This window comes from Flavobacterium sp. M31R6 (assembly GCF_013284035.1).
GTDB lineage: Bacteria > Bacteroidota > Bacteroidia > Flavobacteriales > Flavobacteriaceae > Flavobacterium.
On sequence record NZ_CP054141.1, the window covers coordinates 1,407,428 to 1,434,142 of the forward strand.

The 26,715-nt window shown below is 34.0% G+C and carries 25 protein-coding genes; 11 read left to right on the forward strand and 14 right to left on the reverse strand.

All coding sequences use genetic code 11. The features are described 5' to 3' along the window. Positions 1 to 168: 168 nt before the first annotated feature. The gene (locus HQN62_RS05720; RefSeq protein ID WP_116796037.1) at positions 169 to 846 is read left to right on the forward strand and encodes a DedA family protein; all 678 of its coding nucleotides are present in this window, start codon (positions 169 to 171) and stop codon (positions 844 to 846) included. Between the two features lie 6 nt (positions 847 to 852). Here the strand turns inward: HQN62_RS05720 and HQN62_RS05725 are convergent, their stop codons facing one another. From HQN62_RS05725 to HQN62_RS05775, 11 genes are all read right to left on the reverse strand, one after another. Continuing rightward, the gene (locus HQN62_RS05725) at positions 853 to 1,149 is read right to left on the reverse strand and encodes a hypothetical protein (RefSeq protein ID WP_173503633.1); all 297 of its coding nucleotides are present in this window, start codon (positions 1,147 to 1,149) and stop codon (positions 853 to 855) included. Between the two features lie 33 nt (positions 1,150 to 1,182). After that, the gene (groL, locus tag HQN62_RS05730) at positions 1,183 to 2,811 is read right to left on the reverse strand and encodes a chaperonin GroEL (protein ID WP_116796035.1); all 1,629 of its coding nucleotides are present in this window, start codon (positions 2,809 to 2,811) and stop codon (positions 1,183 to 1,185) included. 87 nt (positions 2,812 to 2,898) lie between these two features. Continuing rightward, a complete protein-coding gene (locus HQN62_RS05735) occupies positions 2,899 to 3,174 on the reverse strand; it encodes a co-chaperone GroES (protein WP_100431955.1) in 276 nt (91 codons plus the stop codon). A gap of 134 nt (positions 3,175 to 3,308) precedes the next feature. After that, positions 3,309 to 3,647, reverse strand: coding sequence for a preprotein translocase subunit SecG (secG, locus tag HQN62_RS05740; RefSeq protein ID WP_111409973.1), 339 nt, complete (start codon positions 3,645 to 3,647; stop codon positions 3,309 to 3,311). Between the two features lie 11 nt (positions 3,648 to 3,658). Then, a complete protein-coding gene (locus HQN62_RS05745; RefSeq protein WP_173503634.1) occupies positions 3,659 to 4,618 on the reverse strand; it encodes a tetratricopeptide repeat protein in 960 nt (319 codons plus the stop codon). A 98-nt stretch (positions 4,619 to 4,716) separates the two neighbouring features. After that, entirely contained in the window at positions 4,717 to 5,220 is a 504-nt protein-coding gene (gene lptE / locus HQN62_RS05750; protein ID WP_173503635.1) for an LPS assembly lipoprotein LptE, read from the reverse strand. A 99-nt stretch (positions 5,221 to 5,319) separates the two neighbouring features. Further along, positions 5,320 to 6,579: a sigma-54 interaction domain-containing protein gene (locus HQN62_RS05755; RefSeq protein ID WP_116798367.1), complete on the reverse strand. Its 1,260-nt coding sequence runs from the start codon at positions 6,577 to 6,579 to the stop codon at positions 5,320 to 5,322. A 113-nt stretch (positions 6,580 to 6,692) separates the two neighbouring features. After that, complete coding sequence (locus HQN62_RS05760; protein WP_165818093.1) at positions 6,693 to 6,836, reverse strand: hypothetical protein; 144 nt, start codon at positions 6,834 to 6,836, stop codon at positions 6,693 to 6,695. Positions 6,837 to 6,934: 98 nt separating this feature from the next. Then, the gene (locus HQN62_RS05765) at positions 6,935 to 7,306 is read right to left on the reverse strand and encodes a GxxExxY protein (RefSeq protein WP_173503636.1); all 372 of its coding nucleotides are present in this window, start codon (positions 7,304 to 7,306) and stop codon (positions 6,935 to 6,937) included. Between the two features lie 87 nt (positions 7,307 to 7,393). Then, positions 7,394 to 8,839: a tRNA (N6-isopentenyl adenosine(37)-C2)-methylthiotransferase MiaB gene (gene miaB, locus HQN62_RS05770; protein WP_173503637.1), complete on the reverse strand. Its 1,446-nt coding sequence runs from the start codon at positions 8,837 to 8,839 to the stop codon at positions 7,394 to 7,396. 252 nt (positions 8,840 to 9,091) lie between these two features. Continuing rightward, positions 9,092 to 10,675 (reverse strand): glycerol-3-phosphate dehydrogenase/oxidase, encoded by a 1,584-nt coding sequence (locus tag HQN62_RS05775; RefSeq protein ID WP_173503638.1) that lies wholly within the window; start codon positions 10,673 to 10,675, stop codon positions 9,092 to 9,094. Positions 10,676 to 11,012: 337 nt separating this feature from the next. Here HQN62_RS05775 and topA point away from each other — a divergent pair, with 337 nt between their 5' ends. The 7 genes from topA to HQN62_RS05810 all read left to right on the forward strand — a co-directional run bounded on the left by topA (position 11,013) and on the right by HQN62_RS05810 (position 20,914). After that, the gene (topA, locus tag HQN62_RS05780; protein ID WP_173503639.1) at positions 11,013 to 13,547 is read left to right on the forward strand and encodes a type I DNA topoisomerase; all 2,535 of its coding nucleotides are present in this window, start codon (positions 11,013 to 11,015) and stop codon (positions 13,545 to 13,547) included. A gap of 72 nt (positions 13,548 to 13,619) precedes the next feature. Next, a complete protein-coding gene (locus tag HQN62_RS05785) occupies positions 13,620 to 14,771 on the forward strand; it encodes a formimidoylglutamase (protein WP_173503640.1) in 1,152 nt (383 codons plus the stop codon). Positions 14,772 to 15,038: 267 nt separating this feature from the next. Then, positions 15,039 to 16,448, forward strand: a complete 1,410-nt coding sequence (gene porK / locus HQN62_RS05790; RefSeq protein ID WP_173503641.1) for a T9SS ring complex lipoprotein PorK/GldK — start codon at positions 15,039 to 15,041, stop codon at positions 16,446 to 16,448. A gap of 52 nt (positions 16,449 to 16,500) precedes the next feature. Beyond that, positions 16,501 to 17,130: a type IX secretion system motor protein PorL/GldL gene (gene porL / locus HQN62_RS05795; RefSeq protein ID WP_116796026.1), complete on the forward strand. Its 630-nt coding sequence runs from the start codon at positions 16,501 to 16,503 to the stop codon at positions 17,128 to 17,130. A 52-nt stretch (positions 17,131 to 17,182) separates the two neighbouring features. Further along, complete coding sequence (porM, locus tag HQN62_RS05800) at positions 17,183 to 18,742, forward strand: type IX secretion system motor protein PorM/GldM (protein ID WP_116796025.1); 1,560 nt, start codon at positions 17,183 to 17,185, stop codon at positions 18,740 to 18,742. Positions 18,743 to 18,787: 45 nt separating this feature from the next. Further along, positions 18,788 to 19,777, forward strand: coding sequence for a type IX secretion system ring subunit PorN/GldN (porN, locus tag HQN62_RS05805; RefSeq protein ID WP_116796024.1), 990 nt, complete (start codon positions 18,788 to 18,790; stop codon positions 19,775 to 19,777). A 78-nt stretch (positions 19,778 to 19,855) separates the two neighbouring features. Further along, positions 19,856 to 20,914 carry an NAD(P)/FAD-dependent oxidoreductase gene (locus HQN62_RS05810; RefSeq protein ID WP_173503642.1) on the forward strand — a complete coding sequence of 353 codons (1,059 nt, stop codon included), beginning with the start codon at positions 19,856 to 19,858 and terminating at the stop codon, positions 20,912 to 20,914. Here the strand turns inward: HQN62_RS05810 and HQN62_RS05815 are convergent, their stop codons facing one another. Next, positions 20,915 to 21,295 carry a DUF983 domain-containing protein gene (locus HQN62_RS05815; protein WP_116796022.1) on the reverse strand — a complete coding sequence of 127 codons (381 nt, stop codon included), beginning with the start codon at positions 21,293 to 21,295 and terminating at the stop codon, positions 20,915 to 20,917. It lies immediately after the preceding gene. A gap of 74 nt (positions 21,296 to 21,369) precedes the next feature. On the opposite strand from HQN62_RS05815, the gene HQN62_RS05820 reads away from it, so the two are divergent. Continuing rightward, complete coding sequence (locus HQN62_RS05820) at positions 21,370 to 23,277, forward strand: ABC-F family ATP-binding cassette domain-containing protein (protein ID WP_116796021.1); 1,908 nt, start codon at positions 21,370 to 21,372, stop codon at positions 23,275 to 23,277. Between the two features lie 57 nt (positions 23,278 to 23,334). Here the strand turns inward: HQN62_RS05820 and HQN62_RS05825 are convergent, their stop codons facing one another. Continuing rightward, the gene (locus HQN62_RS05825; RefSeq protein WP_173503643.1) at positions 23,335 to 24,300 is read right to left on the reverse strand and encodes an App1 family protein phosphatidate phosphatase; all 966 of its coding nucleotides are present in this window, start codon (positions 24,298 to 24,300) and stop codon (positions 23,335 to 23,337) included. A gap of 64 nt (positions 24,301 to 24,364) precedes the next feature. On the opposite strand from HQN62_RS05825, the gene HQN62_RS05830 reads away from it, so the two are divergent. After that, positions 24,365 to 25,234, forward strand: a complete 870-nt coding sequence (locus tag HQN62_RS05830) for a diacylglycerol/lipid kinase family protein (protein ID WP_173503644.1) — start codon at positions 24,365 to 24,367, stop codon at positions 25,232 to 25,234. Positions 25,235 to 25,244: 10 nt separating this feature from the next. Here HQN62_RS05830 and HQN62_RS05835 read toward each other — a convergent pair whose 3' ends face one another. After that, positions 25,245 to 26,393 (reverse strand): GNAT family N-acetyltransferase, encoded by a 1,149-nt coding sequence (locus tag HQN62_RS05835; RefSeq protein WP_173503645.1) that lies wholly within the window; start codon positions 26,391 to 26,393, stop codon positions 25,245 to 25,247. Positions 26,394 to 26,431: 38 nt separating this feature from the next. Between HQN62_RS05835 and HQN62_RS05840 the strand changes: the two genes are divergently transcribed. Then, entirely contained in the window at positions 26,432 to 26,680 is a 249-nt protein-coding gene (locus HQN62_RS05840) for a hypothetical protein (RefSeq protein WP_173503646.1), read from the forward strand. Positions 26,681 to 26,715: the final 35 nt, after the last annotated feature.

Here is a 26,715-nt window from a genome sequence, read left to right on the forward strand (position 1 = left end):
CTCGTTAATTTGAAACTTTCAATAATTGAAAAAAGCATCGAAATATAAGATTTATTTTGATGCTTTTTGTGGTTTTTAAATCGTTAATAAAACTTTAAAATGAAGTAATAAATTGTGGTTAACCTAAATTATCCTTACTTTCACAGCTTAAATAAAACATGACAATTTATGAGTAATTTTGAATGGACCCAATTAGTAAATCCTGAATTTTATATAACTTTTACAATTGGTGGCATTCAACTGGGTTTGTACATTGTTTTATTCATTGTTTTTGCGGAAACGGGTCTTTTTGCCGGTTTTTTTCTTCCAGGTGATAGTTTACTTTTTCTTGCTGGAATTTACAGTCGTGATTTGGTTCAGAATATTCTTTTTATTGAAAGTGATTTTGTAAATCTTGTTATACTCTCAACATTAGTGGCGCTCTCAGGCGTTTTTGGAAATATGGTTGGTTATTGGTTTGGAGCCAAAAGCGGGTATTATTTATATAATAGAGAAGATACACTTTTGTTTAAGAAAAAGTATTTGCTTCAGTCTAAAGAGTTTTTCGAAAAGCATGGTGGGAAAGCTATTATTTATGCAAGATTTTTGCCTATTGTGAGAACTTTTGCACCGATAGTTGCCGGTATTGGCTCGATGGATAGAAAAAAGTTTATGTTTTTTAATATCCTAAGTTCTTTTTTATGGTCTTTTGTTTTAATTTTTTCTGGACATTATCTTTATGGCATGTTTTTGGAAATGGGAATTGACTTAAAAGAACATATTGAGAAAATCGTCATAGGAATTATATTGGTATCAACCTTGCCTGTTTTCCTAAAAATAATTAAGAAAAAAGTAGTTCATCATTAAGATTTATTAAATAAAAGAAACCGTCTTGCGCAAGAGAACAAGACGGTTTTTTTTTGGATGATTGCAAAAAAATAAAATGCTAATCCTTAGCCCCGATAGCAGTGAAAATCCTTTTTTGGGCCGATTTTTATTCGGCTCAAAAAAGATTGCAACGGATTGCTTCGCCAGTTCGGCTTTCAGCCTCGTGTGCGGGAACAATGCCAGCAAAAAAACCAAATCTTTCTGCTCCCAAAATAATTGATTGAACTCTGCTAAAAGGACTCCTGAAAAGGCACAAAAAAATCCGTCAAGAACGAAATTCAAGACGGATTTTATAGTTGAAATCTAATGCTGATTTTACATCATTCCTGGCATACCTCCACCCATGTGGCCTCCACCTGCATTTTCTTCTTTAATATCGATTAATGCGCATTCTGTAGTCAAGATCATTCCCGCAACCGAAGCAGCATTTTCTAATGCGATACGAGTTACTTTTTTAGGGTCAATGATTCCAGCTTTTAGCATATCTACGTACTCATCTGTTTTGGCATTGTATCCAAAATCTCCAGAGCCTTCACTAACTTTTGCAACAACAACAGAGCCTTCAAGACCTGCATTTTCGACAATAGTTCTTAAAGGAGATTCTATCGCACGAGAAATAATTTGAATACCTGTTTTCTCATCAGCATTGTCTGAAGCAATAGTGCTTAGAACGTTTTTAGCTCTCAATAAAGCTACTCCACCTCCAGCAACAATTCCTTCTTCAACAGCAGCGCGAGTCGCGTGAAGTGCGTCGTCAACACGGTCTTTTTTCTCTTTCATTTCCACTTCAGAAGCAGCACCAACATAAAGTACAGCAACACCTCCAGCTAATTTAGCCAAACGCTCTTGCAATTTTTCTTTATCATAATCAGAAGTCGTAGTTTCCATTTGACCTTTGATTTGGTTCACGCGATTTTTGATCATATCTGCTTCTCCAGCACCACTTACAATTGTAGTGTTGTCTTTGTCGATAGTTACTCTTTTTGCAGAACCTAGCATCTCTAATGTTGTGTTTTCCAAAGTATATCCTCTTTCTTCAGAGATTACAGTTCCACCAGTTAAGATAGCGATATCTTCTAGCATTGCTTTTCTTCTGTCTCCAAAACCAGGTGCTTTTACAGCAGCGATTTTCAAGGCACCACGCAATTTGTTTACCACCAAAGTTGACAAAGCTTCACCATCAACATCTTCAGCAATAATCAATAATGGTTTTCCAGTTTGTGCAATTGGTTCTAATATTGGTAATAATTCTTTTAAAGAAGAAACTTTTTTGTCATACAAAAGGATGTATGGACTTTCTAGTTCTGCTTCCATTTTTTCTGGATTGGTAACAAAGTATGGAGAAAGGTATCCTCTGTCAAATTGCATTCCTTCAACAACATCTACATACGTATCTGTTCCTTTGGCTTCTTCAACAGTGATTACACCTTCTTTACCTACTTTAGCGAAAGCATTGGCAATTAATTCTCCAATCACTTCATCATTGTTGGCAGAGATAGAAGCAATTTGTTTGATTTTTTCAGAATCGCTACCTACTACTTTTGCTTGTTTGGCAAGGTCAGCAACGATAGCTTCAACAGCTTTGTCGATACCACGTTTCAAATCCATTGGATTTGCTCCGGCAGCAACGTTTTTCAATCCTTCTTTAACGATAGCTTGTGCCAATACCGTAGCAGTTGTAGTTCCGTCTCCAGCTAAATCATTGGTTTTTGAAGCAACTTCTTTTACCATTTGAGCACCCATATTTTCCAATGGATCTTTCAATTCAATTTCTTTGGCAACTGTAACACCATCTTTAGTTACGTTTGGTCCACCAAAAGATTTTCCAATAATTACGTTACGTCCTTTTGGACCCAGGGTTACTTTAACCGCATTCGCTAATGCATCAACTCCACGTTTTAAACCGTCACGTGCTTCAATATCAAATTTTATATCTTTTGCCATTTTAAATTTTGTTTAAAGTTTAGTTTGTTTCAAGTTGTCAAGTTGTCAAGTTGTCTTGATACTTAATTCTTTGTACTTAACACTTTTTTAGATTATCGCAAGGATATCGTCCTCACGCATGATTAGGTAATCTTTTCCTTCTAATTTTAATTCCGTCCCAGCATATTTTCCATAAAGTACTGTATCACCAATTTTGACAGTCATGGTATGGTCTTTAGTTCCGTTTCCTACTGCAACTACAGTTCCTTTTTGTGGTTTTTCTTTTGCGGTATCTGGAATAAAAATCCCTGACGCCGTTTTCGTTTCAGCTGCAACTGGTTCGATAAGAACTCGATCTGAAAGTGGTTTAATGTTTAAAGTCATGATTTTTTATGTTTATGTTAATTTTTACTGTTGTTGTATTTCAGAAATTATGCCACAGTACGTAAACTGACATTTTTTCTTATAAAAAATGCCAGCTTTGACAGGCTGGCATTTTGAGTATTTATGTAAATAAATTATTTTGCTGGAGTTGCAGGTGTACTTTGTGCAGGAGCATTTGTCGCAGGAGCATTAGTTTTTGGTGCTGCAGTTTCAGTGTTGTCAATGATTTTTGAATCAGCATCACTTAAAGTTCCTGTGAAACTTAAACCTGAAAGTAAGATTAAAGCAATTAATATAGTTGCCAATGTCCAAGTACTTTTGTCTAAGAAATCAGTAGTTTTTTGTACACCACCTAACATTTGAGAACCACTTATTGTAGAAGAAAGTCCACCGCCTTTAGGGTTTTGAACCATTATTACTACGATCAATAGAAAACATACTATTGTAATTAAAACTAAAAAAATTGAAAACATACTATTTATTATTAATTGTTATTTTGTTGTACTATTTTAATATCCTTTATACGGTCTGCAAAGAAACTACTTTTTTCTGGATATTTCAAAATTAATATTTCATAAGCTTGTATGGCTTTTTGATATTTTTTTTGTTCCAAATACACTTTAGCCAGAGTCTCTGTCATTAAATAAGAATTATCCTCTTTGTTGAGATCTATATTTGGTGTGAAGACTACTCCGGGTTTTATAGGCGGAATCTTTGGACTGGTTTCGATGAACTTATCAATCAATTCTGCTTTTTTCTTTTTACTCTCGTCAATGATAGATTCGGGTTCTTTTGCCATACTATTATTTTCTTGTGGATTTTCTCGCATAATGGGTTGTATCCTCGAAATTTGAAGCCATTGATGGAATGAATGTGTTTCTGATTTTGAAAAATCCAGTGGTTTCCCAATTTCTAAATTTTTCTCAGCTTCCGTTGTTACTTCTTCCGTTTTTATTGGCGTAGCTTCTTTAATAGAGTCGAGAATCGATTGTTCAACATTTTTATCGATTTCTAATTTTTCAATAAAGAGAGAATTGCTTTGAGCAGGATTAGCATTAGCCTCTTTTATGGAAGTAAGGATAGAATGCTGCAATGGAGTTGTTGCAGTTGGCGTTATCTCTTCTTTTTCGACGATTTGACTGTCAATTACGGTTATGTTAAGGAGTTCCTGAATTTTTTTCTCATAAGTCTTTTTTTGAATAGCTATAAAAGATTCGGAAGTAATAAAGTCAAATAGAACGCTACGGTCGGTAGTGTGTGCGGCGGCAACTTTTAATGCAAAATTATACTTGTAGCTATTTTGATTGTACAGCCCTTTTAAACGCAACGCTCGTGCACTTTGAAAAAATGGAAATTCATCCAATACTTTTTCTAAAGCCACCGTTTGTATCTCGTTGATTTCTTCGGGTTGGTTTAATAAATAATTATAGCTACTGACGTTCATTTTTTTGTATTCTGTATTTTAGGATTTAGTTCCCAATTTTAAAAATTTGATTTTATATTGTCAACTCTGTTTTCTGCTAACTGATTACTTTTTTAAAATTACCATTTTGCAAGTGAATCATTGAAAATATCCTGAGTAATTCTTTCGAAAATTTCTTTGATCGCGGCATCTTTCGTTGCTCCTGTCAATTGCTGGGCAGCAGGAAAGTCATAATAAAACTCAAAAGATTTTTCGAAATCGTCAGCTTCCTTGTTTTTATTGGTAAATCTAACCATTACTCTAATTTTTAATCGGTTTTGTGCCGCCTTTTGATCGGCAGTTGCAGTCATTGGACTGATGCGGTAATCTGTAATTTCTCCTTCATACGTCAAATCTCCTCCATTTTTTACTAATTGCAAATTAGTTTGCCCCTGAATCAAATCTTGTAATGTAAGTGTAAAAGTTCGGTCAATTCCCGGTTCAATCAAATCAGAATTGTTTGGAAAGAAATTTACCTGATACGTTTTGGCATCAATTTTACCAGTTCCTGTAAAGTTATATACAGAACAACTGTTTAGGATGAATGAACTAATTATTAATAAGAGATAATGTGCTTTTTTCATAAAATGTATAAGTTCCAAAATCTAATTTGGTTCAAATTTCAAATGTACAAAAATCGAATTAGCGATTTGAAATTTGTTTTTTTGAAATTTTATTTTTTGTTATAAATCAAATTGTTTTATTTTTCGATACAAAGTGCGTTCCGAAATACCCAATTCATCTGCTGCGGCTTTTCGTTTTCCTTTGTTTTTTTCCAATGATTTTTTAATCATCTCGATTTCTTTTTGTTCGAGTCTCAAGATTTCTTCCTCTTCAATGGTTTCGGCCAAAAGGTAATTATTGTTGTCCTGTTCTTCGTAATTCTGTTCTCTATTTGAATTGGATATAAACGAAGTTCTTGGTTCTTCTTCAAAATCAATTTCACTGTCCTCTTCCTTGGAACCGTATATTTTTTTGATAAGCGATTTATTGGCTTCCTGAACATTGGAACTGCTATTTTGCATTAATTCCAATGTCAGTTTTTTCAAATCATGTAAGTCACTTTTCATATCGAAAAGGACTTTGTACAAAATCTCTCTTTCGGTATTAAAATCGCTGTCATTTTTTTTGTCTTTAATTACCGATGGTAAATTACTGTCTTCGCTTGGAAGGTAAGTCTGTAAAGTCGCAGCTGTAATGTCTCTATTGGTTTCTAATACCGAAATCTGTTCGGCAACATTTCGCAATTGTCTAATATTACCGCTCCAGCGAAACTTTTGCAAAAGCAAAATAGCGGCATCATCCAGTTTCAATGGAGGCATTTTATATTTTTGGGCAAAATCAGCCACAAATTTTCTGAACAATAAATGGATGTCTTCTTTTCGTTCTCTAAGTGGTGGCAATTGAATGTCAACGGTACTTAAACGATAATATAAATCTTCACGAAATTTCCCTTTTTCAATAGCCTTGAATAAATTGACGTTGGTCGCAGCCACGATTCGGACATTCGTTTTTTGAACTTGAGAAGATCCCACTTTTATGAATTCCCCATTTTCCAAAACACGTAACAAACGCACTTGTGTAGTCAAGGGTAATTCTCCCACTTCATCAAGGAAAATAGTACCACCATTGGCAACTTCAAAATACCCTTCACGGGTGCTTGTGGCACCTGTAAAAGCCCCTTTTTCGTGACCAAAAAGTTCACTGTCAATAGTTCCTTCCGGAATTGCTCCACAGTTTACAGCAATATATTTACCGTGTTTTCGGTGTGATAATGAATGTATAATCCTTGGGATATTCTCTTTTCCTACACCACTTTCTCCAGCCACCAAAACCGAAATGTCGGTAGGGGCAACCTGAATTGCTTTTTCTATGGCACGATTGAGCTTTGGATCATTTCCAATAATCTCAAAGCGCTGTTTTATTGATTGTACTGTATCCATTTGCTTTTTTTCTAACACAGATTTCACAGATTGTCACAAATTAAAAATCTCTGAAAATTTTCCTGATTATTAAAATTGAAATTTGATTGAATAACTGTTCGATTCTTTTTCTACTATTGAGGCTTTGTTAGCGTATCTTTTTGGATAGCTGTTTTTTCAACTTTGTGTTTTGGGAAATAAGTTCTAATGACATAGAATGTTGTTCCAAAAGCAATAATAAAAGTAATCAAAGCGATAAGTATATTTTTTTTGGTCATAATAATTTTAATTTTTGAAACTCTTTCTTAGGTGCTAATTAAGAAAAGTGATTTTTTTGCCACAGATTAAAAAGATTTTCACAGATTCTTTATTGTTTTCATAAAGCGTATCTCTTGTATTCTAATGATTTGGTTTGGAAATTAACCATTAATCCAATTTCTGAATTGGCTAATTTTAAATAATTTAATATTTGTGCAATATGCTCGTTAGAGAATTCTTTTACAGCTTTTACTTCTAGAATTATATCTTCATTCACTATGAAGTCTGCATAAAATTTATGGGGTAAAATTTTACCTTTATAATCAATTACAAATTCTTTTTCTCTTTCAAATGGAATATTATTTTCTTTGAATTCTATTTCTAAAGCATCTTTGTAAATGATTTCTAGTAAACCAGGTCCCAGAGTTCTATGAACTTCCATACAAATTCCAATAATTTTATAAGTTTCTTCTTCCCTGTAGCCGTTCATAATGTTTTATTTTTTTGCTCAGATTAAAAAGATTAAAAGGATTTCAAAAAAATCTGTGAAAATCTTTTTAATCTGTGGCCAAAATTCTTAATTCATATCACTCAATCCAACCGCTTCTCCTTTCAGAGTTCCAGAGGTGCAAGAATTAATTTTTACATTCACAAAATCACCAATCTTATAATTCTCTTTTGGGAAAACGACAGTTATGCTTTGTGAATTTCTACCAGAAAACTCCTCAGTAGATTTTTTCGAAACTTTCTCAACCAAAACTTCCACTGTTTTGCCAATAAATTCCTCAGAACGAATCCAAGCATGTTTTTGTTGTAAATCGACAATTTCCTGCAGTCTTCTTGCTTTAGTTTCTTCAGGAACATCATCTTCCATTTTTCTTCCCGCCAAAGTTCCAGGACGTTCGGAATAGCTGTACATATAACCAAAATTATATTTTACATATTCCATCAAACTCAAGGTGTCTTTATGGTCTTCTTCCGTTTCTGTCGGAAAGCCCGAAATCATGTCTTGAGTAATGGCAACATTTGGAATGATAGAACGAATCTTATCAATCAAAGCCATATATTCTTCTCTGGTATGCAAACGATTCATTTCTTTCAAGATTCGATTACTGCCCGATTGTACCGGTAAGTGTATGTGTTTGCAAATGTTAGGATATTTCGCAATAACGTGCAAAATACTTTCGTGCATATCCTGAGGATTTGAAGTCGAAAAACGAATACGCATTTTTGGGAAACCAACGGCTACCATTTCCAGTAATTGGTCAAAATCCACCGCTGTTGCTTTTTGCATTTCAGTAGCATTGACAAAATCCTTTTTCAAACCGCCGCCATACCATAAATAACTATCAACGTTTTGACCTAAAAGTGTAATTTCCTTAAATCCTTTGCTCCACAAATCCTGAATTTCGTTTATAATACTTTGTGGTTCGCGACTGCGCTCACGCCCGCGGGTAAAAGGCACCACGCAAAATGTACACATATTATCGCAACCTCTCGTGATAGAAACCAAAGCCGTAATTCCGTTGCTCATCAATCGAACTGGTGAAATATCACCATAGGTTTCCTCTTTGGACAAAATTACATTGATAGCATCGCGACCTTCTTCGACCTCACTTAATAAATTAGGTAAATCTTTGTATGCATCAGGTCCCACAACTAGATCTACAATTTTCTCTTCGTCAAGAAATTTTTCTTTCAAACGTTCCGCCATACATCCCAAAACTCCAACTTTCATCTTCGGATTGGTGCGTTTTACCGCATTGTATTTCTCCAGGCGTTTGCGAATTGTTTGTTCCGCTTTGTCCCGAATAGAACAGGTATTTACTAAAACTAAATCCGCCTCTTCCAAAACTGAAGTGGTATTGTAACCACCATCAGACAATATGGAAGCCACAATCTCGCTGTCCGAAAAATTCATCGCACAGCCATAGCTTTCTATAAAAAGTTTTTTTGTATTCTCTGGTTTATGTTCTAGAACAAGGCTATTCCCTTGTTTGCTTTCTTCAATTATCTTTTCCATATGGCATTTTCAAAGCGCAAAGATAAGGGAAATACAGTGATTATGACAAGATGTCAGCCGAAGAATTAACAACTTTTTAAGTCCTTCCAAATTCTGATAATTTAGTGAAGTTGTAAGGGAGCTAATTCCCGCTTTTCATTTCAAACGAAGTTCGCTGAACTCCTACGAAAATAAAGGTATAGTGATGTAATCGGGGCTAAGGCAGTCATTTTTATAGCTGTATTTTATCTTAAAGAATGAGTTTGATATGCTTTATGGAACCCGAAACTCTTTCAAAAGAAAACCATTAGCTACAGTTTTAAATTCGGCCAATTGATTTTGAATCCAGTTTTCGTCATGGCCTAATTCTTTTGCCATTAAACGAGCTACTTTGTCTGCACAAGAAATTGCAACCCGTGCGTCCAAAAATAACAATCGAACCCTTCTCGCCAAAACATCCTCAACAGTGGTTGCCATCTCTTCTCGAATTGCCCAGACAACTTCGGCTAAAGTGTAATTGTAATCAGGATGTAGTTTTTCCTTTAGTTCGGGCTCGTTTTCTTGCAGTTGAAGAATGGCTTTGCTGTCCGTGCCATAAATGAATAAATGATTTTCAAAATCTTCAGCACTATTTTTTTTGTTTCCATGAATAGCCAAATGTTCGGTTATACATTTATTTGGGCTTAATTGATGTACAGCAATGGCTTTGTTGACGATTTCTTCGGCAATTTTGCGGTAGGTTGTCCATTTTCCACCCGTGATGGTGATTAACCCGGTTTCGGAAACAATTATTTTGTGGCTTCTGGAAAGTTCTTTGGTGCTTTGCCCTTTTTTATCGGGTGCTGCCAAAGGCCTGAGACCTGCAAAAACCGAAAGTACATCGGCTCGTGTTGGATTTTTGGTTAAGTATCTTTGCGCTGTTTCCAATACGAATTCAATTTCTTTTTCTAATGCTATTGGTTCAATATTTGATTTTTTGACCAAAGTATCCGTGGTACCCACAACAATTTTGTCGTGCCAAGGAACAGCAAAAAGCACTCTTCCGTCACTCGTCTTCGGAATCATTAATGCATAATCACCCGGTAAAAAAGATTTGTCAAATACTAAATGAATACCCTGGCTGGGAACGATATATTTTTTATAAACCGTATCATTCATTTTCATGATGGCATTCGTGAATACACCAGTTGCATTAATCACGACCTTGCCTTGTATAGTATATTCCTCTCCTGATTCTTGATCAGTAGCTTTGACGCCTGTGACTTGGTTTTCGACATCTTTTATTAATTGGACAACTTTAAAATGATTAAGCACGCAAGCTCCTTTTTCGAGGGCTGTTTGCGCCAGATTTATGGCCAATCGAGAGTCATCAAACTGCCCATCATGATACAGTACGCCACTTTGTAATCCGTTTGGTTCAAGGGAAGGAATTAATTCCAATGTTTTTTTCTTGGATAAATATTTAGAACTTCCGAGGCTTAATCTGGCAGATAATAAATCATAGAATTTTAAACCAAGGGTATAAAAATAACCTCCCCACCAGTTGTAATTTGGGATAATGAACGATTCATTTTTGACCAAATGTCCTGCATTCTTTTCCATTAAGCCTCTTTCTTTTAGCGCTTCAATGACTAAGGAGAGATTGCCTTGTTCTAGATAACGAACACCTCCGTGAACTAATTTGGTGCTTCTGCTTGAGGTGCCTTTTGCAAAATCCACCGCTTCGAGAAGTATTGTTTTGAAACCTCGGCTTGCCGCATCTACTGCAACTCCGAGTCCATTGGCACCTCCTCCAATAATGATGAAGTCCCAAGCTTGGTTCTGTTTTAATTTTTGTAGCTGTTCAGTTCGGTTCATTATATAATTTTGCAGGTTTGATCTGGTCTCTTGTAGTAAATTTAACCAAATAATTAAATGGATTTACTTTTTGAAAAATTAAATGTAATTTTCTTTTTTATACCTATATATATAGGTGAAATGAAATTGTTGTTTTATTGTTTTAAAGGTGTTTTTTGTATTTGATGGTTTTGTCTATTTCAGGTTAAAGTTGGGATTACATCATTATAGACTGATGAAAATAGATGTGCTTTGTGTTGTTGAATTCGTTCATTTACCGATTTAATTAGTTTTTAAAATCAATGAAAGGTTGATATTTAAAAAAAAAAATTACTTTTGCGATTCAAACAATAGCAAAATGGCAAAGAATTTAGTGATAGTTGAGTCCCCTGCAAAGGCAAAAACAATCGAAAAATTTCTAGGAAGTGATTATCAGGTAGAATCTAGTTACGGGCATATTGCCGACTTACCTTCTAAGGAAATTGGTGTTGATGTCGAAAATGGATTTAAACCCAAATACGAAGTTTCCTCGGATAAAAAAGCATTGGTATCCAAATTAAAAACTTTAGCTAAAAATGCCGACATGGTATGGTTAGCGAGTGATGAGGACCGCGAGGGAGAAGCTATTTCTTGGCACTTGGCGGAAGAATTAAAACTTAAAAAAGAAAAAACTAAGCGTATTGTTTTTCATGAAATTACCAAAACGGCTATTCTCAAAGCCATTGAAAAACCACGCGAAATCGATTATAATTTAGTTAATGCACAACAAGCGCGAAGAGTTTTGGATCGTTTGGTTGGATATGAATTGTCACCGGTTCTTTGGAGAAAAGTAAAAGGTGGTTTATCTGCAGGACGTGTGCAATCGGTTTCTGTTCGATTGATTGTGGAAAGAGAACGTGAAATTCAAAACTTTACTGCTGTGGCAACTTATTCGGTTGTGGCGGAGTTTACAAATGAAGCTGGTAAGACTTTTAAAGCCAAACTTCCAAAAAATTTCAATACAAAGAAAGAAGCCGAAGATTTTTTAAAGCAAAATATCGGTTCTACATATAAGGTAGCGGACTTAGAGACTAAGCCTACCAAAAAATCACCAACGGCTCCTTTTACGACTTCGACTTTGCAACAAGAAGCTGCAAGGAAATTGTATTTGCCTGTTGGAATCACAATGCAATTGGCGCAACGATTGTATGAGGCTGGACTTATTACCTATATGAGAACAGACAGTGTGAATTTGTCTAAAGAGGCGATGGATGCAGCTCAGGCTGAAATTATCAAATCGTATGGGAAAGAGTTTTCTAACCCAAGAGTTTTTGCTAATAAAAGTAAAGGGGCGCAAGAAGCTCACGAAGCAATTCGTCCGACCGATATGTCACTTCATACGGTAAATATTGACCGAGATCAAGCGCGTTTATATGATTTGATTTGGAAAAGGACTTTGGCTTCTCAAATGAGTGATGCCAAATTGGAACGTACCAATGTAAAAATAGAAGCCAATAATCATGGTGAAATATTTACTGCTTCAGGTGAGGTTTTGCTTTTTGAAGGGTTTTTGAAAGTGTATCTTGAAGGACATGATGATGAAGAGGAAGAGCAGGAAGGTTTGTTACCTGCCTTGAAAGTGAATGAAAAATTACAAAACAATTTTATTACTGCAACCGAAAGATATTCAAGAGCTGCGGCAAGATATACAGAGGCTTCTTTGGTAAAAAAATTGGAAGAATTAGGTATTGGCCGTCCTTCTACTTATGCGCCAACTATTTCGACTATTATCAACAGAAATTATGTTGAGAAAGGAAATCTTGAAGGGTTAGAGAGAAATTATACTCAGTTGACTTTGCAATCTGGGAAATTAGCAGAGAAGTTGCTTAAGGAAAATACAGGTTCTGATAAAGGAAAATTAGTTCCCACAGATATTGGAACAATTGTTACTGATTTCTTGGTAAAGAATTTTGGGAATATTTTGGATTATAATTTTACTGCAAAAGTCGAGCAGGATTTTGATGAAATTGCCGAAGGAAATATTGAGTGGACAAAGATGATGCAGGAGTTCTACGATAAATTTCATCCAACAGTTAAAGATGTCGAAGCCAATGCTGATAGAGAAAGTGGAGAACGAATATTGGGAATTGATCCAGAATCAGGGAAGCCAGTTTCGGTTCGCTTGGGTAAATTTGGACCAATGGCTCAAATTGGTGATGCTGAAGATGAAGATAAAAAATTTGCGAGTCTTAGACACGAACAAAATATAGGTAATATTACCTTAGAAGATGCTTTGAATTTATTTTTGCTTCCAAAAAACTTGGGTATATATAAAGGAGAAGAGGTCGAAGTGAGTAATGGTCGTTATGGACCATATGTACGACATGGAAGTGTTTTCATCTCTTTACCTAGAGGGGAAGATCCTTTGGATGTTTCGATGGTTAGGGCTCAGGAATTAATTGACGAAAAAGCTGTCGCAGATGCTCCAATTGCTGTTTATAAAGGAGAAGGAGTTCAAAAAGGCACTGGTCGTTTCGGTCCTTTTATCAAATGGAATGGAATTTTTATAAATGTAAGTAAGAAATATAATTTTGATAATTTATCTCAGTCGGATATACAAGAATTGATTGAGGATAAATTACAGAAGAATATTGATAAAGTCCTTCACAATTGGGAGGAAGAAGGAATATTAGTTGAGAAGGCACGTTGGGGTCGTTCGGTTATAACGAAAGGCAAGATAAAAATTGAATTAAGTAAAGATGTTGATGCAACAAAGTTAACATTGGCTGAAGTTCAAGAAATGATTGCAAAGAAAACACCAGCCAAGAAAACACCGGCCAAAAAAGTTGCTGCCAAAAAAACAACTGCTGCGAAGAAACCCGCCGTTAAAAAAGCAGTAGCCAAAAAGAAATAAAGAATTAAATTCAATTAGTCCTCATTTTTTCTTTCGTAGAAACTAATGTAGGAGAGGTAAAAGAAGCAAAAAATGGAGTTTGATTTTTTAGAACCATTAAGTGAAGAATTTCTAAACTATGTTTTAGGTTTGTCTGCTCAACATTTGGGCAGTAAAATTGTTTTACATACTAATGAAGCAATACCCGATTTGAATAAAATTAATATTGCAATAATTGGTGTTCTTGAGAATAGAGGTGATAAGGAATGTAATATTGATGTTGATCTAAACGCGATTCGAAAAGAATTATATGGAATGTTTCCTGGTAATTGGAATGTTACAATTGGAGATTTAGGCGATATTCTTCCTGGAAACTCAAAAGAGGATACTTTTTTTGCATTAAAAAAAATAGCTTCAAGTCTTATAAAAAGAAAAATCATACCTATAGTTATTGGAGGATCTCAGGATTTAACCTATGCATTATATAGAGGATACGATGATTTGGAGCAAATGGTGAATTTAGTATCTATTGATAGTAGGTTTGATTTTGGTAAGGAAAATGAGACTATTAGTTCTGATTCTTTTTTAACTAAAATTATTATAGATGAGCCTAATAATCTGTTTAATTTTTGTAATATTGGCTATCAGACCTATTACAATTCTCAGGAGGAAATTGATCTTATAGAGAAGTTGTTTTTTGATGCATATCGTTTGGGTGAAGTTTCGAATAATATTTCAATTTCGGAACCAGTTTTTAGAGATGCAGATGTTGTGAGTATAGATTTGAATTCAGTAAAATCATCAGATTCTGGTAATTTTACAGTTTTTAACCCAAATGGATTTAATGGTAAAGAAATTTGCACATTATCGAGATATGCTGGGATAAGCGATAAAGTAAGTTCGTTTGGAGTTTTTAATCACAATAATACAAAACAAGAAGCTGTAATTATAGCGCAGATATTTTGGTATTTTATAGAAGGTTATCATTATAGATCAAATGAGTATCCTTTTGGGAGTAGAGAAAATTATTTAAAATATATAGTTCCGCTTGAAGAAGAGGATTTGGTATTTTATAAAAGTGATAAAACGGATCGTTGGTGGATTGAGATACCATTTATTTCAAACACCAGCAATAAATTGAAAAAAAACACGTTATTACCGTGTTCTTATGAGGAGTATTTGGCTGCCTGTAATCAGGAAATGCCTGAAAGGTGGTGGAAAGCGCAGCGGAAAAACGTTATATAAATTTTAAGTTTTAAATCGCTTATTGAATTTGTAGTAAAAGCGTTAATTTTATGTGGATATTTGAAATATTTACGATATACTTACAAATATTTTAAAATGATGTTTTTTGTCGTTCTTTTTTAGCGCTTTGGCGATAAAATATTTTTTTTTTAGAATTTTTAACATACATTTGACCAAATATTAAGTGACTATAAAAGAATTGTTTTTTAGATAAAAAATAAATAGGTTTGCAGTCCTATTAATAATGAATAGATAACCCCAATTTTTATGAAGAATTTCATTGCATTTACGGCAATTTTAACAGTGTTGATTAGCTGTGGTAGATCAAGCGACAAAGGAGAGTTGGTTGGTGTAAAAGGAGCAAAGTGGCATCCTGAAAAACCTTATGGAATGACACTAGTACCTGGTGGATCATATATCATGGGTAAATCTGATGATGATGTTGCCAATGTTGCAGACGCGCCAACAAAAACAGTTACTGTTAGGGCATTTTATATGGACGAAACAGAAATTACAAATAGTGAATACCGACAATTTGTTGAATGGGTAAAAGATTCTACGATTCGTTTTCGTTTAGCTATTTTGGCTGAAGAAAGTGGTCAAGGGGCTGCTAGTGATGGGAAAGGAAAAGGAAAGAATACAGGAAGTATAGCTGACTATTCTTTTAGTAATAATAATTCCGATCCAGAAAAAATGACTGCCTACGATAAATACATGTATGATAACTATTATAGTATCGGTACAGATAAAGATCCGAACGCTTATAAAAGATTGAATAGAAAAGCTAAATTAGTTAAGGATGTTAAAAAATATCCAGATGAGTATTACACAGAAGTAATGGATTCTATGTATTTGCCTCTAGAAGCATCTTATAATGGATTGAGAACTATAGATGTAAATAAGCTTAAATTCCGTTATACATGGATGGATATTCAAGCTGCTGCTAAAGCTAAAGTAGGTAAAAGACAAGATTTTATTAGAACTGAAGAGGTAAAAGTGTATCCTGATACTACTGTTTGGATTAAGGATTTTGCTTATTCATATAATGAACCAATGCACAATGATTATTTTTGGCACAAAGCTTATGGTGAATATCCTGTAGTTGGTGTGACGTGGAGTCAGGCAAAAGCTTTTTGTGAATGGAGAACTTTAAACAAAAATAGCTATTTAAAATCTAAGAAAAATCACGTTGATAATGTGAACTCGTTTAGATTACCTACAGAAGCAGAGTGGGAATACGCTGCTAGAGGTGGTCTTGAATCAGCTACTTTCCCATGGGGAGGACCTTACACAAAAAGTGACAGAGGATGTTTCTTGGCTAATTTCAAACCTAATAGAGGTGATTATGCTGCAGATCAAGCTTTGTATACTGTAGAGGCTAAATCTTATGAAACTAACGGCTATAACTTATATAATATGGCTGGTAACGTTTCAGAATGGACGGATTCTGCTTATGATGCGAACTCTTATGATTTTGTATCTACAATGAATCCTGCTGTTATAGATAATTCAAATAAACGTAAAGTTGTAAGAGGTGGATCTTGGAAAGATGTTGCTTATTTCCTTCAAGTAAGTACACGTGCATTTGAATACGCAGATTCAGCTAGAAGTTATATCGGATTCAGAACAGTTCAAGATTATATGGGAACTCAGACTACCGGTAAGAATAAAAAATAACCCCAAATTTAAATAAAAATAACCTATAAATTAACTTTAAAATTTTTAAAAGATGGCAATATTGAGCAAAAAAGCAATGAATTTTACCTATGGTATGGGAGCGGCAGTAGTAATTATCGGAGCCCTATTTAAAATTCAACATTACCCTGGAGCTAGTGCGTTATTAATAATTGGTCTTTGTACAGAAGCTTTCATTTTTGCTCTATCGGCATTCGAACCAGTTGAACATGAATTAGATTGGTCGTTGGTATATCCTGAATTGGCAGGTGGTGAAAAATCAGAGAAAAAAGAAGTTGCTTCTGATGATGCTGACGGAATGTTATCTTCTAAATTAGATGCATTGTTAAAAGAAGCTAAAATTGATGGTGAATTGATGAGTAGTCTTGGAAGTAGTATTAGAAATTTTGAAGATGCGTCAAGAAATATCTCTCCTACAGTTGATTCTATCGCTGCAACTAAAAAATACAGTGAAGAATTGTCTATGGCTGCTGCTCAAATGGAATCTTTAAATAGCTTATATAAAGTACAGTTAGAGAGTGCTGCTAGAAATGCTGAAGCTAATAAAGAAATTGCCGAGAATGCTGGTAAATTAAAAGAGCAAATGCAATCAATGACTGCAAATATTGCATCTTTAAATAATGTATATGGTGGTATGCTTACTGCAATGAGTAATAAAGGATAATTAGTTTTTTAACTATATATTATAATATTAAATAATAAACTAATTAGAAAAAATGGCAGGAGGAAAATTAACCCCTAGACAGAAGATGATTAACCTGATGTACTTGGTTTTCATCGCGATGTTAGCATTGAATATGTCCAAAGAAGTATTATCAGCTTTTGGATTAATAAATGAAAGATTTGAAACAGCAAATGGTTTAGCATTATCTTCAAATGAAGCTATTTTGGCGGATTTGGATCTTAAAGCGCAAGATAAACCAGAGCAATATAAAGTACCTAATGAAATTGGGAAAAAGGTTAACGCAGCAACTAATACTTTTTATAAATATGTAGAATCTTTGAAATCAGATTTTACTAAAGATATAAAAAGAGAAGAGAATGGTAAATTGCCATACGAGACTATGGATAATTCATCAAAATTAGATGAATCTTGGTTTAGTGGAGATGGCTTGTCAGCAAAAGGTAAAGAAGTTGTTGCAGCTGTTGAGGCATATAAGTCTGCTATTAAATCTGCAATTGGAAGCGATGCTAAATTTAAAGATATTGCAGCAGAGTTTAATACGAAGTTCAATACAGGAGATGTAGTTGATAGAGAAGGTGTGAAAAAAAATAATTTAGATTATAATTTTAAACATTTCCCTCTTATCGCTTCTGTAGCTAAGTTAACTGCTATTCAAAATGATGTTAATACAATTGAGAATCAAATTTTGAGTAGATTAACCGGTTCAACTGCTGTTGCAGCTGCATCTATGAAAAATTATACTGCAATTGTAATTCCTGAAAAATCTGCTTTCTTCGCTGGAGAAGCTGTAAAAGGAAAAATAGTTCTTGGACGTTTTGACAAAGCAACAGTTCCTACTAAAGTTGTAGTGAACGGTAGTAATTTAAATCTTGGTTCTGCTTTGCATGATGGTCAAGTTGATTTTAGTTTTGGTGCAGGTAATGTTGGTGAACACGACATTAATGGTAACTTTACTTTTATGGAAGATGGTAAACCAGTTGCTATTCCTATTGTAGGAAACTATGTAGTGGTTCCAAAACCAAACTCAGCAACTATTTCTGCAGATAAAATGAATGTTGTTTATAGAGGTGTTATTAATCCTATGACAATTTCTTTTGCAGGAGTTTCTGCTGATAAAGTTTCAGCATCGGCTCCAGGATTGAGTTCTGCTGGAAAACCAGGTGCTTACAACATGAATCCAGGACAAGGTTCTGAAGTTGTTATTAATGTAACAGGTACTTTGCCTGACGGATCTAAAGTGTCAGATAAAAAAGCATACAGAATTAAAGGTATTCCACCTCCAGTTGGTGCAATTGGTGGAGAAATGGGAGTTGTTAAAGGAGCTAAGTCTCGTTTAGAAGTTTCACAAATTTCTGCGAAACTTCCTGATTTTGATTTTAATGTTCAATTGAATGTTGTTGGATTTACTTTGAAAGTTGCTGGACAGGCTGCTGTGATTGTATCTGGTGACAGAGTTAATGCACAATGTAAAACTGCTTTAGCCAGAGCAACAAGAGGAGATCAAGTAACTATTTCAGATATTAAAACTAAATTGGTTGGTTCTGACATCATGCTTTCAAGAACTGCTGCAGTAATTTACGAAATACAATAATATTTAAGTTACTATTCTACTTAAATAACTTAATAATTAATAAAGATGAAGACTAAAAATTTAGTTGCGGTTATAGCATTTGTTGCGGGAAGTTTTTCTTCATTTGCACAGTCTAATTTACTGAATGCTAAGACGCCAGATCAAATTGGGGTAAAAACTAAATCTCAAGTATCTCTTGACAATGATAAGCCATTGGCTTATGGTTATGTGGATGATAGAGATATATTGATGGGTAAAACTACATGGGAGATTGTTGATTTGAGCGAAAGATTTAATTTTCCTCTTTATTTTCCAATCGATTCAACTAATATTGGAAAAGACAGAAGATCATTATTTGATGTTTTGATTAAAGGTATTAAGACAAATAAAATAACTGAAGTGTATGCTGATGATTATTTTAATACCAAAAAAACTTTCAAAGACATGAGTAGTTCATTTACTTATATTGATACTACCAATGCAGGTAGAGAAGAAGTAAATGCCAATAGAGACTTGTATTACCCAAAAGCAAAAGCGTCGGTTACTTATAAAACTGTCAAAGGTAAAAAAGTAAAAGTGGTTGGTCCTGCTACTGTTCCCGTTGCTAAAGTTTTAGATCCTCAATTTATTGATAAAAGAGAACTAACAGCACAAGATATCACAGGATACAAATTAAAAGGGTATTGGTATTTTGATAAACGTCAAAGTGAATTGAAATATCGTTTATTAGGTATCTGTCCAATTGCTCCAGAAGCTAGAGAAGTTGGTAGTGAAAATCCTGATTATATTGATTTGTTCTGGATATTCTATCCTTCGATTCGTGATTATTTGCATCAGTATTTGGCTTTCAACGAGAAAAATTCGGCTATGCCAGTTTCTTTTGATAGAATTTTAGATTCACGTCAATTTAGTGGTGTAATTTACAAAGAAGAAAATGTATACGGTGACCGTTTGATTACTGAATATGTAAACGAAAACGCTTTGAATCAATTATTAGAATCAGATAGAATTAAAGATAAAATTCGTGATTTCGAACATGATATGTGGAATTACTAATTTCATAATATTTTACAACAAAAACTCTTACTTAATTTAAGTAAGAGTTTTTTGTTTTTTACATTTATTACATTATTTATGATTGATTATATAATTGTTGGGTCAGGTTTGGCGGGTATTTCTTTTGCTGAGACGGCTTTGTTGAATAATAAAACTGTTGTGGTTTTTAACGATGATTCCCAAAATTCGTCCAAAATTGCTGGAGGGCTTTATAATCCTGTTATCTTAAAGCGCTTTAGTGAAGTTTGGCAAGCTCAAGAGCAATTACAATTAATGGAGGACTTTTACTCGCGACTTAGCAATAAGATTGAAACTATGGTCGATTTCAAAATACCAATATTAAGAAAGTTTTTCTCTATAGAAGAACAAAATAATTGGTTTGCTGCATCGGATAAACCAGCTTTGGCACCCTTTTTGTCTACTTCTTTAATCTTTAAAACTTTTGAAGGTATAGATTCTCCTTTTGGTTATGGTGAAGTATTACAGACTGGATATGTTGATACAGCTTTGTTGGTTTCTGAATATCATGATTATCTGTTATCTCACCAACTTTTGAGAAATGAAACTTTTAATTATGATGCTTTAATTGTTAAAGGCGATGGAGTTTCTTATAAAGCTATAGATGCGAAGCATATTGTGTTTGCAGAGGGATTTGGTCTACATGCCAATCCTTTTTTTAATGAACTTCCTTTGGATGGTACAAAAGGAGAATTATTCATTATAAAAGCGCCGCTTTTAAACTTAGATGTTATTGTAAATACCAGTGTTTTTATTTTACCGTTGGGTAATGATTTATTCAAAGTTGGGGCTACTTATAATTGGAAGGATAAAACCAATTTGCCTACTGAAGAAGGAAGAGCGGAATTAATCGAGAGAATTCGTGAAATTATCTCATGTGATTTTGAAATTATTGAACACTATGCAGGAGTCCGACCAACTGTTAGAGACAGGAGACCATTAGTGGGAACGCATTCAGAATATAAAAGAGTTCATATATTAAATGGATTAGGAACTCGCGGTGTAATGCTTGGCCCAGCAATGGCCAAAGCATTATTTGATAATATTGAAAGTGATATTCAGCTCGATAGGGAAATCGATATTAAAAGATTTAGGAATAAGCGTTCAGGGAAAGTTTAATCAAATTTTAGTTGTTGGGTCATAAGATACAAACATGTTGATGTAAATATTTCTTGACCATCTTAATACTATCGGAAATAATATAATTAATGTTGCAATAATTGCAATAAAAGAAGTTTGGATACTGGTTTTTAATATAAGATAGGATACGATAAAAGTTGCAATTCCTACTCCAACATTCAAACCATAACTAACATACATGGCCCCATAAAAGAAGGAAGGTTCAATTTGATATTTTAGACCGCAATGACTACAATGTTCATTCATCTTGAGTACTGAACCTAAATGTAAAGGATTTTTGTCCACATACATACTCTCATTCATGCATTTTGGACAAGTTCCTGTTAAAATGCTATATAGTTTGGATCCTTTTTTTAACATTTGCAAAAAATTTAATTTTTCTATTTGTAGAAAGACCAAATTTACTAATTCATAAAGGAATAAAATAATAATACATGCTTAATATACATAATTTATCGGTTTCGTTTGGTGGTTCTTATTTGTTTGAGGAAGTGACTTTTCGATTAGGAGCGGGAGACCGTGTTGGTCTTGTCGGAAAGAACGGTGCGGGGAAATCGACTATGCTTAAAATACTGGCTAAAGACTTTGCTCCAGATTCTGGAGTAATTTCTCAGGAGAAGGAAATTCGGTTGGGTTTTTTACGTCAGGATATTGATTTTGAAAGAGGAAGGACAGTTTTGGAAGAAGCTTATGAAGCTTTTACCGAAATCAAAATTGTCGAGAAAAAATTAGCTGAAATTAATCACCTTTTGGTAACTCGTACAGATTACGAAAGCGAAGAGTATAGCCAAATCATTGAAGATTTATCTGATTATACCCATCGTTTTGAATTGTTGGGCGGGTATAATTATGTTGGTGATACGGAAAAGATTCTTTTAGGTCTAGGTTTCAAACGTGAAGTTTTTGACAACCAAACTGAAACTTTTTCGGGAGGTTGGAGAATGCGTATAGAATTGGCCAAATTGTTGTTGCAATCGAATGATGTTTTGTTGCTGGATGAGCCTACGAATCACTTGGATATAGAAAGTATCATTTGGTTGGAAAGCTTTTTACGTAATTATCCTGGGGTTGTAGTTATTGTTTCGCATGATAAGATGTTTTTGGATAATGTAACCAATAGAACCATAGAGATTTCACTTGGTAAAGCTTATGATTTCAATAAGCCGTATTCTCAATATTTAGAATTGCGTCATGAAATTCGTGAAAAACAATTGGCGACACAGAAAAACCAGGCTAAGAAAATTGAAGAGACTGAAAAGCTGATTGAAAAGTTTAGGGCCAAAGCTTCTAAAGCTTCGATGGCACAATCTTTAATCAAAAAGCTTGATAAAGTAGAACGTATCGAAGTTGATGAAGACGATAATTCGGTTATGAATATTTCTTTCCCTGTTTCCAAAGAGCCGGGTAGAGTAGTTATAGAAGCCGAAAATGTGACTAAAAGCTACGGCGATAAAACCATTCTTAAAGATATTAGTTTATTAGTGGAGCGTGGTAGTAAGATTGCTTTTGTTGGTCAAAACGGTCAAGGCAAGTCTACATTTATTAAAGCGATTGTTAATGAATTTGAATACCAAGGTTCGATTAAATTAGGGCATAATGTACAATTGGGTTATTTTGCCCAAAATCAAGCCGAATATCTTGATGGAGAGATTACCTTGTTGCAAACTATGGAAGATGCTGCAATGGACACGAACCGTATGAAAGTACGCGATATGTTGGGTTCCTTTCTGTTTCGTGGTGATGATGTAGAGAAAAAGGTAAAAGTGCTTTCCGGAGGAGAAAGAAACCGTCTAGCGCTATGTAAATTGTTATTGCAACCTATTAATGTATTGTTGATGGATGAGCCTACAAATCACTTGGATATCAAATCTAAGAATGTTTTGAAAGCGGCTTTACAAAAATTTGGTGGAACTTTACTGTTAGTTTCTCACGATAGAGATTTCTTGCAAGGAATGTCCAATATCGTTTACGAATTCAAAGATCAAAGAATTAGAGAATATTTAGGGGATATCAATTATTTCTTGGAAGAACGCAATATGGAAAATATGCGTGAAGTGGAGAAAAAAGATGCTTTGAAAGCTACTGTAGCAAAAGAAAGCAACAAAGCTTCCTATGAAGATCAGAAAAAAGGCAAGGCTTTACAAAATAAGTTAAGTAAAGTTGAAAGTCAAATTAAACAATTGGAAAGAGACATTCAGCACGATGATAAATTGTTGGCTTCCAATTATGATAAACATATTGAAGATGCTTCTTTTTTTATAGCTTATAATAAAAAGAAAGCCGAGTTGGATAAATTACTTTTGGACTGGGAAATTGTTCAGGAAGAAATTGATAATTTATAATAAAAAAAAAGCTTCATTTCGGAGCTTTTTTTTATTATATGTAGTTAGTTTTTAGGTCTAAATGACTTCAATTCTTTTTGAATGCTCAATCGCTTCGTCGCTGTTTTTAAAATAGCAGATTTCTACATTTAATTCCTTTAAGTTGTTCAGCACGGATATAACTTTTTTTGACTTTGAACTTCCAGTTTGTCTGATATAAACCGCTTTTACATTTACAGGGAAAATTTTACATATGTCCTCATATAAATAGGGGTCGTCCTGAGAATCATCACCTAGCAAAACGTATTTTAAATTTGGATAAAATTCTAGTATATGTTTTATTTTTTCAAATTTATGGTTGTGGCCTCCTCTTCCTGTAAACACGAAATCTTTTAAACTTGTTTTGATGTCTTTTAGTAATAAAACCGCTCTGGGCAACTCGTGAATTTCGGTAAAACGAATTATGAAAGTATATAAATTCCACTCACTGCTTGAGACATAAAAAAAGGCATTTTGTTCGTTTTTATTATTTCTGCCTGCAGAACTTAAAGCTTGATAGTGGGAAGCTACGTTTCGGTAAATTTTTCTGCTGTTTACATTTCTAAACAATAAAACATACAGTTTTTTTAAAGGATTTGATGTGTACGAAATTAAAAAAGTGTCGTCGATGTCTGAGATAATTCCGAGACTGCCTTGGGTGGGGCGAATATAACTTCCTTTTTCGACTATGCTTTCATTATTGTGAATGATACTTACTTCATAATCAATCCAGCCAAAGCCAACTGAAGTATCAACAGGAATACAAAACTTAAAATAACCGTCGTCTAATGTTCTCGTACGGATTGTTGAATTTTTGTATTTTAAATACACATCGGCATTTGGTTTTGTTTTTGCTCGAAATAAATTAATTATCGCAGCCGCATTTTTGAAATTATTTTTTTTATAATCATAATCCTTGACTTTGTTGGAATTAAAAACATGGCCCATGACAATGAGTTCTTGTTCATTGGCATATCCACGATATAATTTTAAAAAAGGCTTCATTTGATATGATTGATTTTATTTATGACTAAATTTATTGTTTTTTATTAACATACTATCCGAAATTATGAAAAAGAGTATCATCATGGTAGTGAATCCAATATCGGGAGATGTTGATAAAGCCCAATTTGTGGAAGCGGTCAGTTTTTTTGCAAAGAAAGAAAATTTGGAACTCATTTTATATGAGACTTCTGGAGAAGGTGATTTGTTTAAAGTAAGAGAATTGTATAAAGAGTATCAACCCGAAAGAATTTTGGTTGCAGGTGGTGACGGAACAATAAAAATGGTTGCTGAGGCAATAGAAAAGCATGATGTAATTCTCGGGATTTTGCCAGCTGGTTCCGCAAACGGTTTGTCGGTTGATTTGAATTTGCCAATAGCACTTGAAGAAAATTTAGAGATTGCTTTTTATGGTAATTATATTGAGATTGACATGATTGCTATCAACGGTAAAAAAAGTTTGCATTTGAGTGATATTGGACTCAATGCGGATCTCGTCAAAAATTATGAAAATAGCGAAACGCGCGGCATGTGGGGATATGCCATTCAGGCTTATACTACTTTGAAAGATATGCAGGATCCTTTTGAAGCAACAATCACCGCAAACAATCAAACTATTGCATGTGTAGCTCGAATGATTGTGATTGCCAATTCACAAAAGTATGGAACTGGAGTAATCATTAATCCGGATGGAGCAATGAACGATGGCAAATTTGAAGTAGTGATTCTTAAAAATTTGGATTTAATTGTTTTTGGAAAAATTATCACCGGAAATATGCCGATTGAATCAGATGATATTGAAATAATTTCAACAGACAGAGCCACCATAAAAACTAATATTCCTGTAAGTTTTCAAATTGATGGTGAGTATTGTGGAGCCGAAAGTATTTTGGAAATTTCTATTTTGCCCAAACAATTAAAGGTAGCCGTTGCCTAAATTTCGTTAATTATTTAAATGGATTTCTTTCCTGCCAGGCAATTTCGGGTTCCAATTTTGGAAATATTTTAGGGACATGCTTGTTTATATGTTTATTACTGTGTTCCATAAAACCGAACATTTCCATTGGCTTTGCCCCAACAGAGCTTTTAATTTCCAAAGCCGTTCTGGAGAAAATAATTTCTTTGAATCCTTTATTGATAGAATAAGCGATCATATCATATAGCATATTCAAATACAGCATTTTTTCTCTTTGGACAGTATCGTCATAACCTAAAAAATAAGTATCTATCGTGCTGCCATTTTTGATTAATGTGTTGAAACCAATAAGTTTTTCATCCAAAAAATAACCGTAGAATAAGAAATTGTCTTTTAAAGTTTCTTTAAAAATCCTAAAATGGTTTTTGGTTAGAAAAAAAGTATTGAAAGGCGCATTTTGGGCAACGTGGTGGTATAAGTCATAAATAGTTTCTTCATACCTGATTATGTCTTCCAGATGTAATTTCCTTTTTTCAATTCCTTCCGCTTTTTTTCGCGCTCTTTTATACTGATCGCGATATTTTTTTATCAAAGAATCGATATAATCTTGTTCCGTTCTCCATTCATCACGAATTGGAAAGGTCATATTAGGCTGAATGCAATATTTATAGTTTTTTGTAAAGACATCTGATGTGAAGTTTTCGACATCTTTTTGTGTATAATCTTTAAAAGTGGTGATGTGCACTTTCTTACCTATCGATTTAAATTTAGATTTTAAATCATTAGTTGCTTTTTTTAAAGTTTTAATGCCTTCAACTGTCGATATGGAATCAGAAAAAACAAAGGAATTTTGCCCTGTGAGCATATTATTGCCAATGAGAAGAACGTGAGAAGCGAAATTTTTTAGAATAAATTTCCGGACACTAGCCTTAACACATCGATCTCTATCTCCAAAAGATTCCAACTTGTTTAAATCCAAAAATTGAGAGATCGCGATACCTACTAAGTTTTGATCCTTAAAAAGACCAATATAATGACAAATCATATTACTGGGAGCCGACTTTTCTAGAATTTCAAAATATTCGTTGGACAAAAAAATATTTTTAGAGCCTAAATCATTCCAGTTTTCAGGAAGTTGGGCATTGGTCTCGTAAATCTGATATGAAAGTGTTGTTTTCAAATTGAGTAAGTATATTTTTTCAAATTTAGCCAATTTATATGGAATTGTTATTAAGTTTAGAAGCAGGATTTGGAGTAGAAAAATTTGGCATTTTTTTCGACATTGTCCCGCACACGAGGCTGAAAGCCGAACTGGCGAAGCAATCGGGGCTAAAGGGCAATGCCATTAAGTTAAGGAAAAACTATTTTTTTCACGCAGATTTCGCAGATTTCCGCAGAAAAATGAGAAAAAAATCTGCCGAATCTGCTGAATCTGCGTGCTATTTTTTATTTTTTTTCTTAACTTAATGACATTGGGCTAAAGGGAAACATTTTTGCTATTA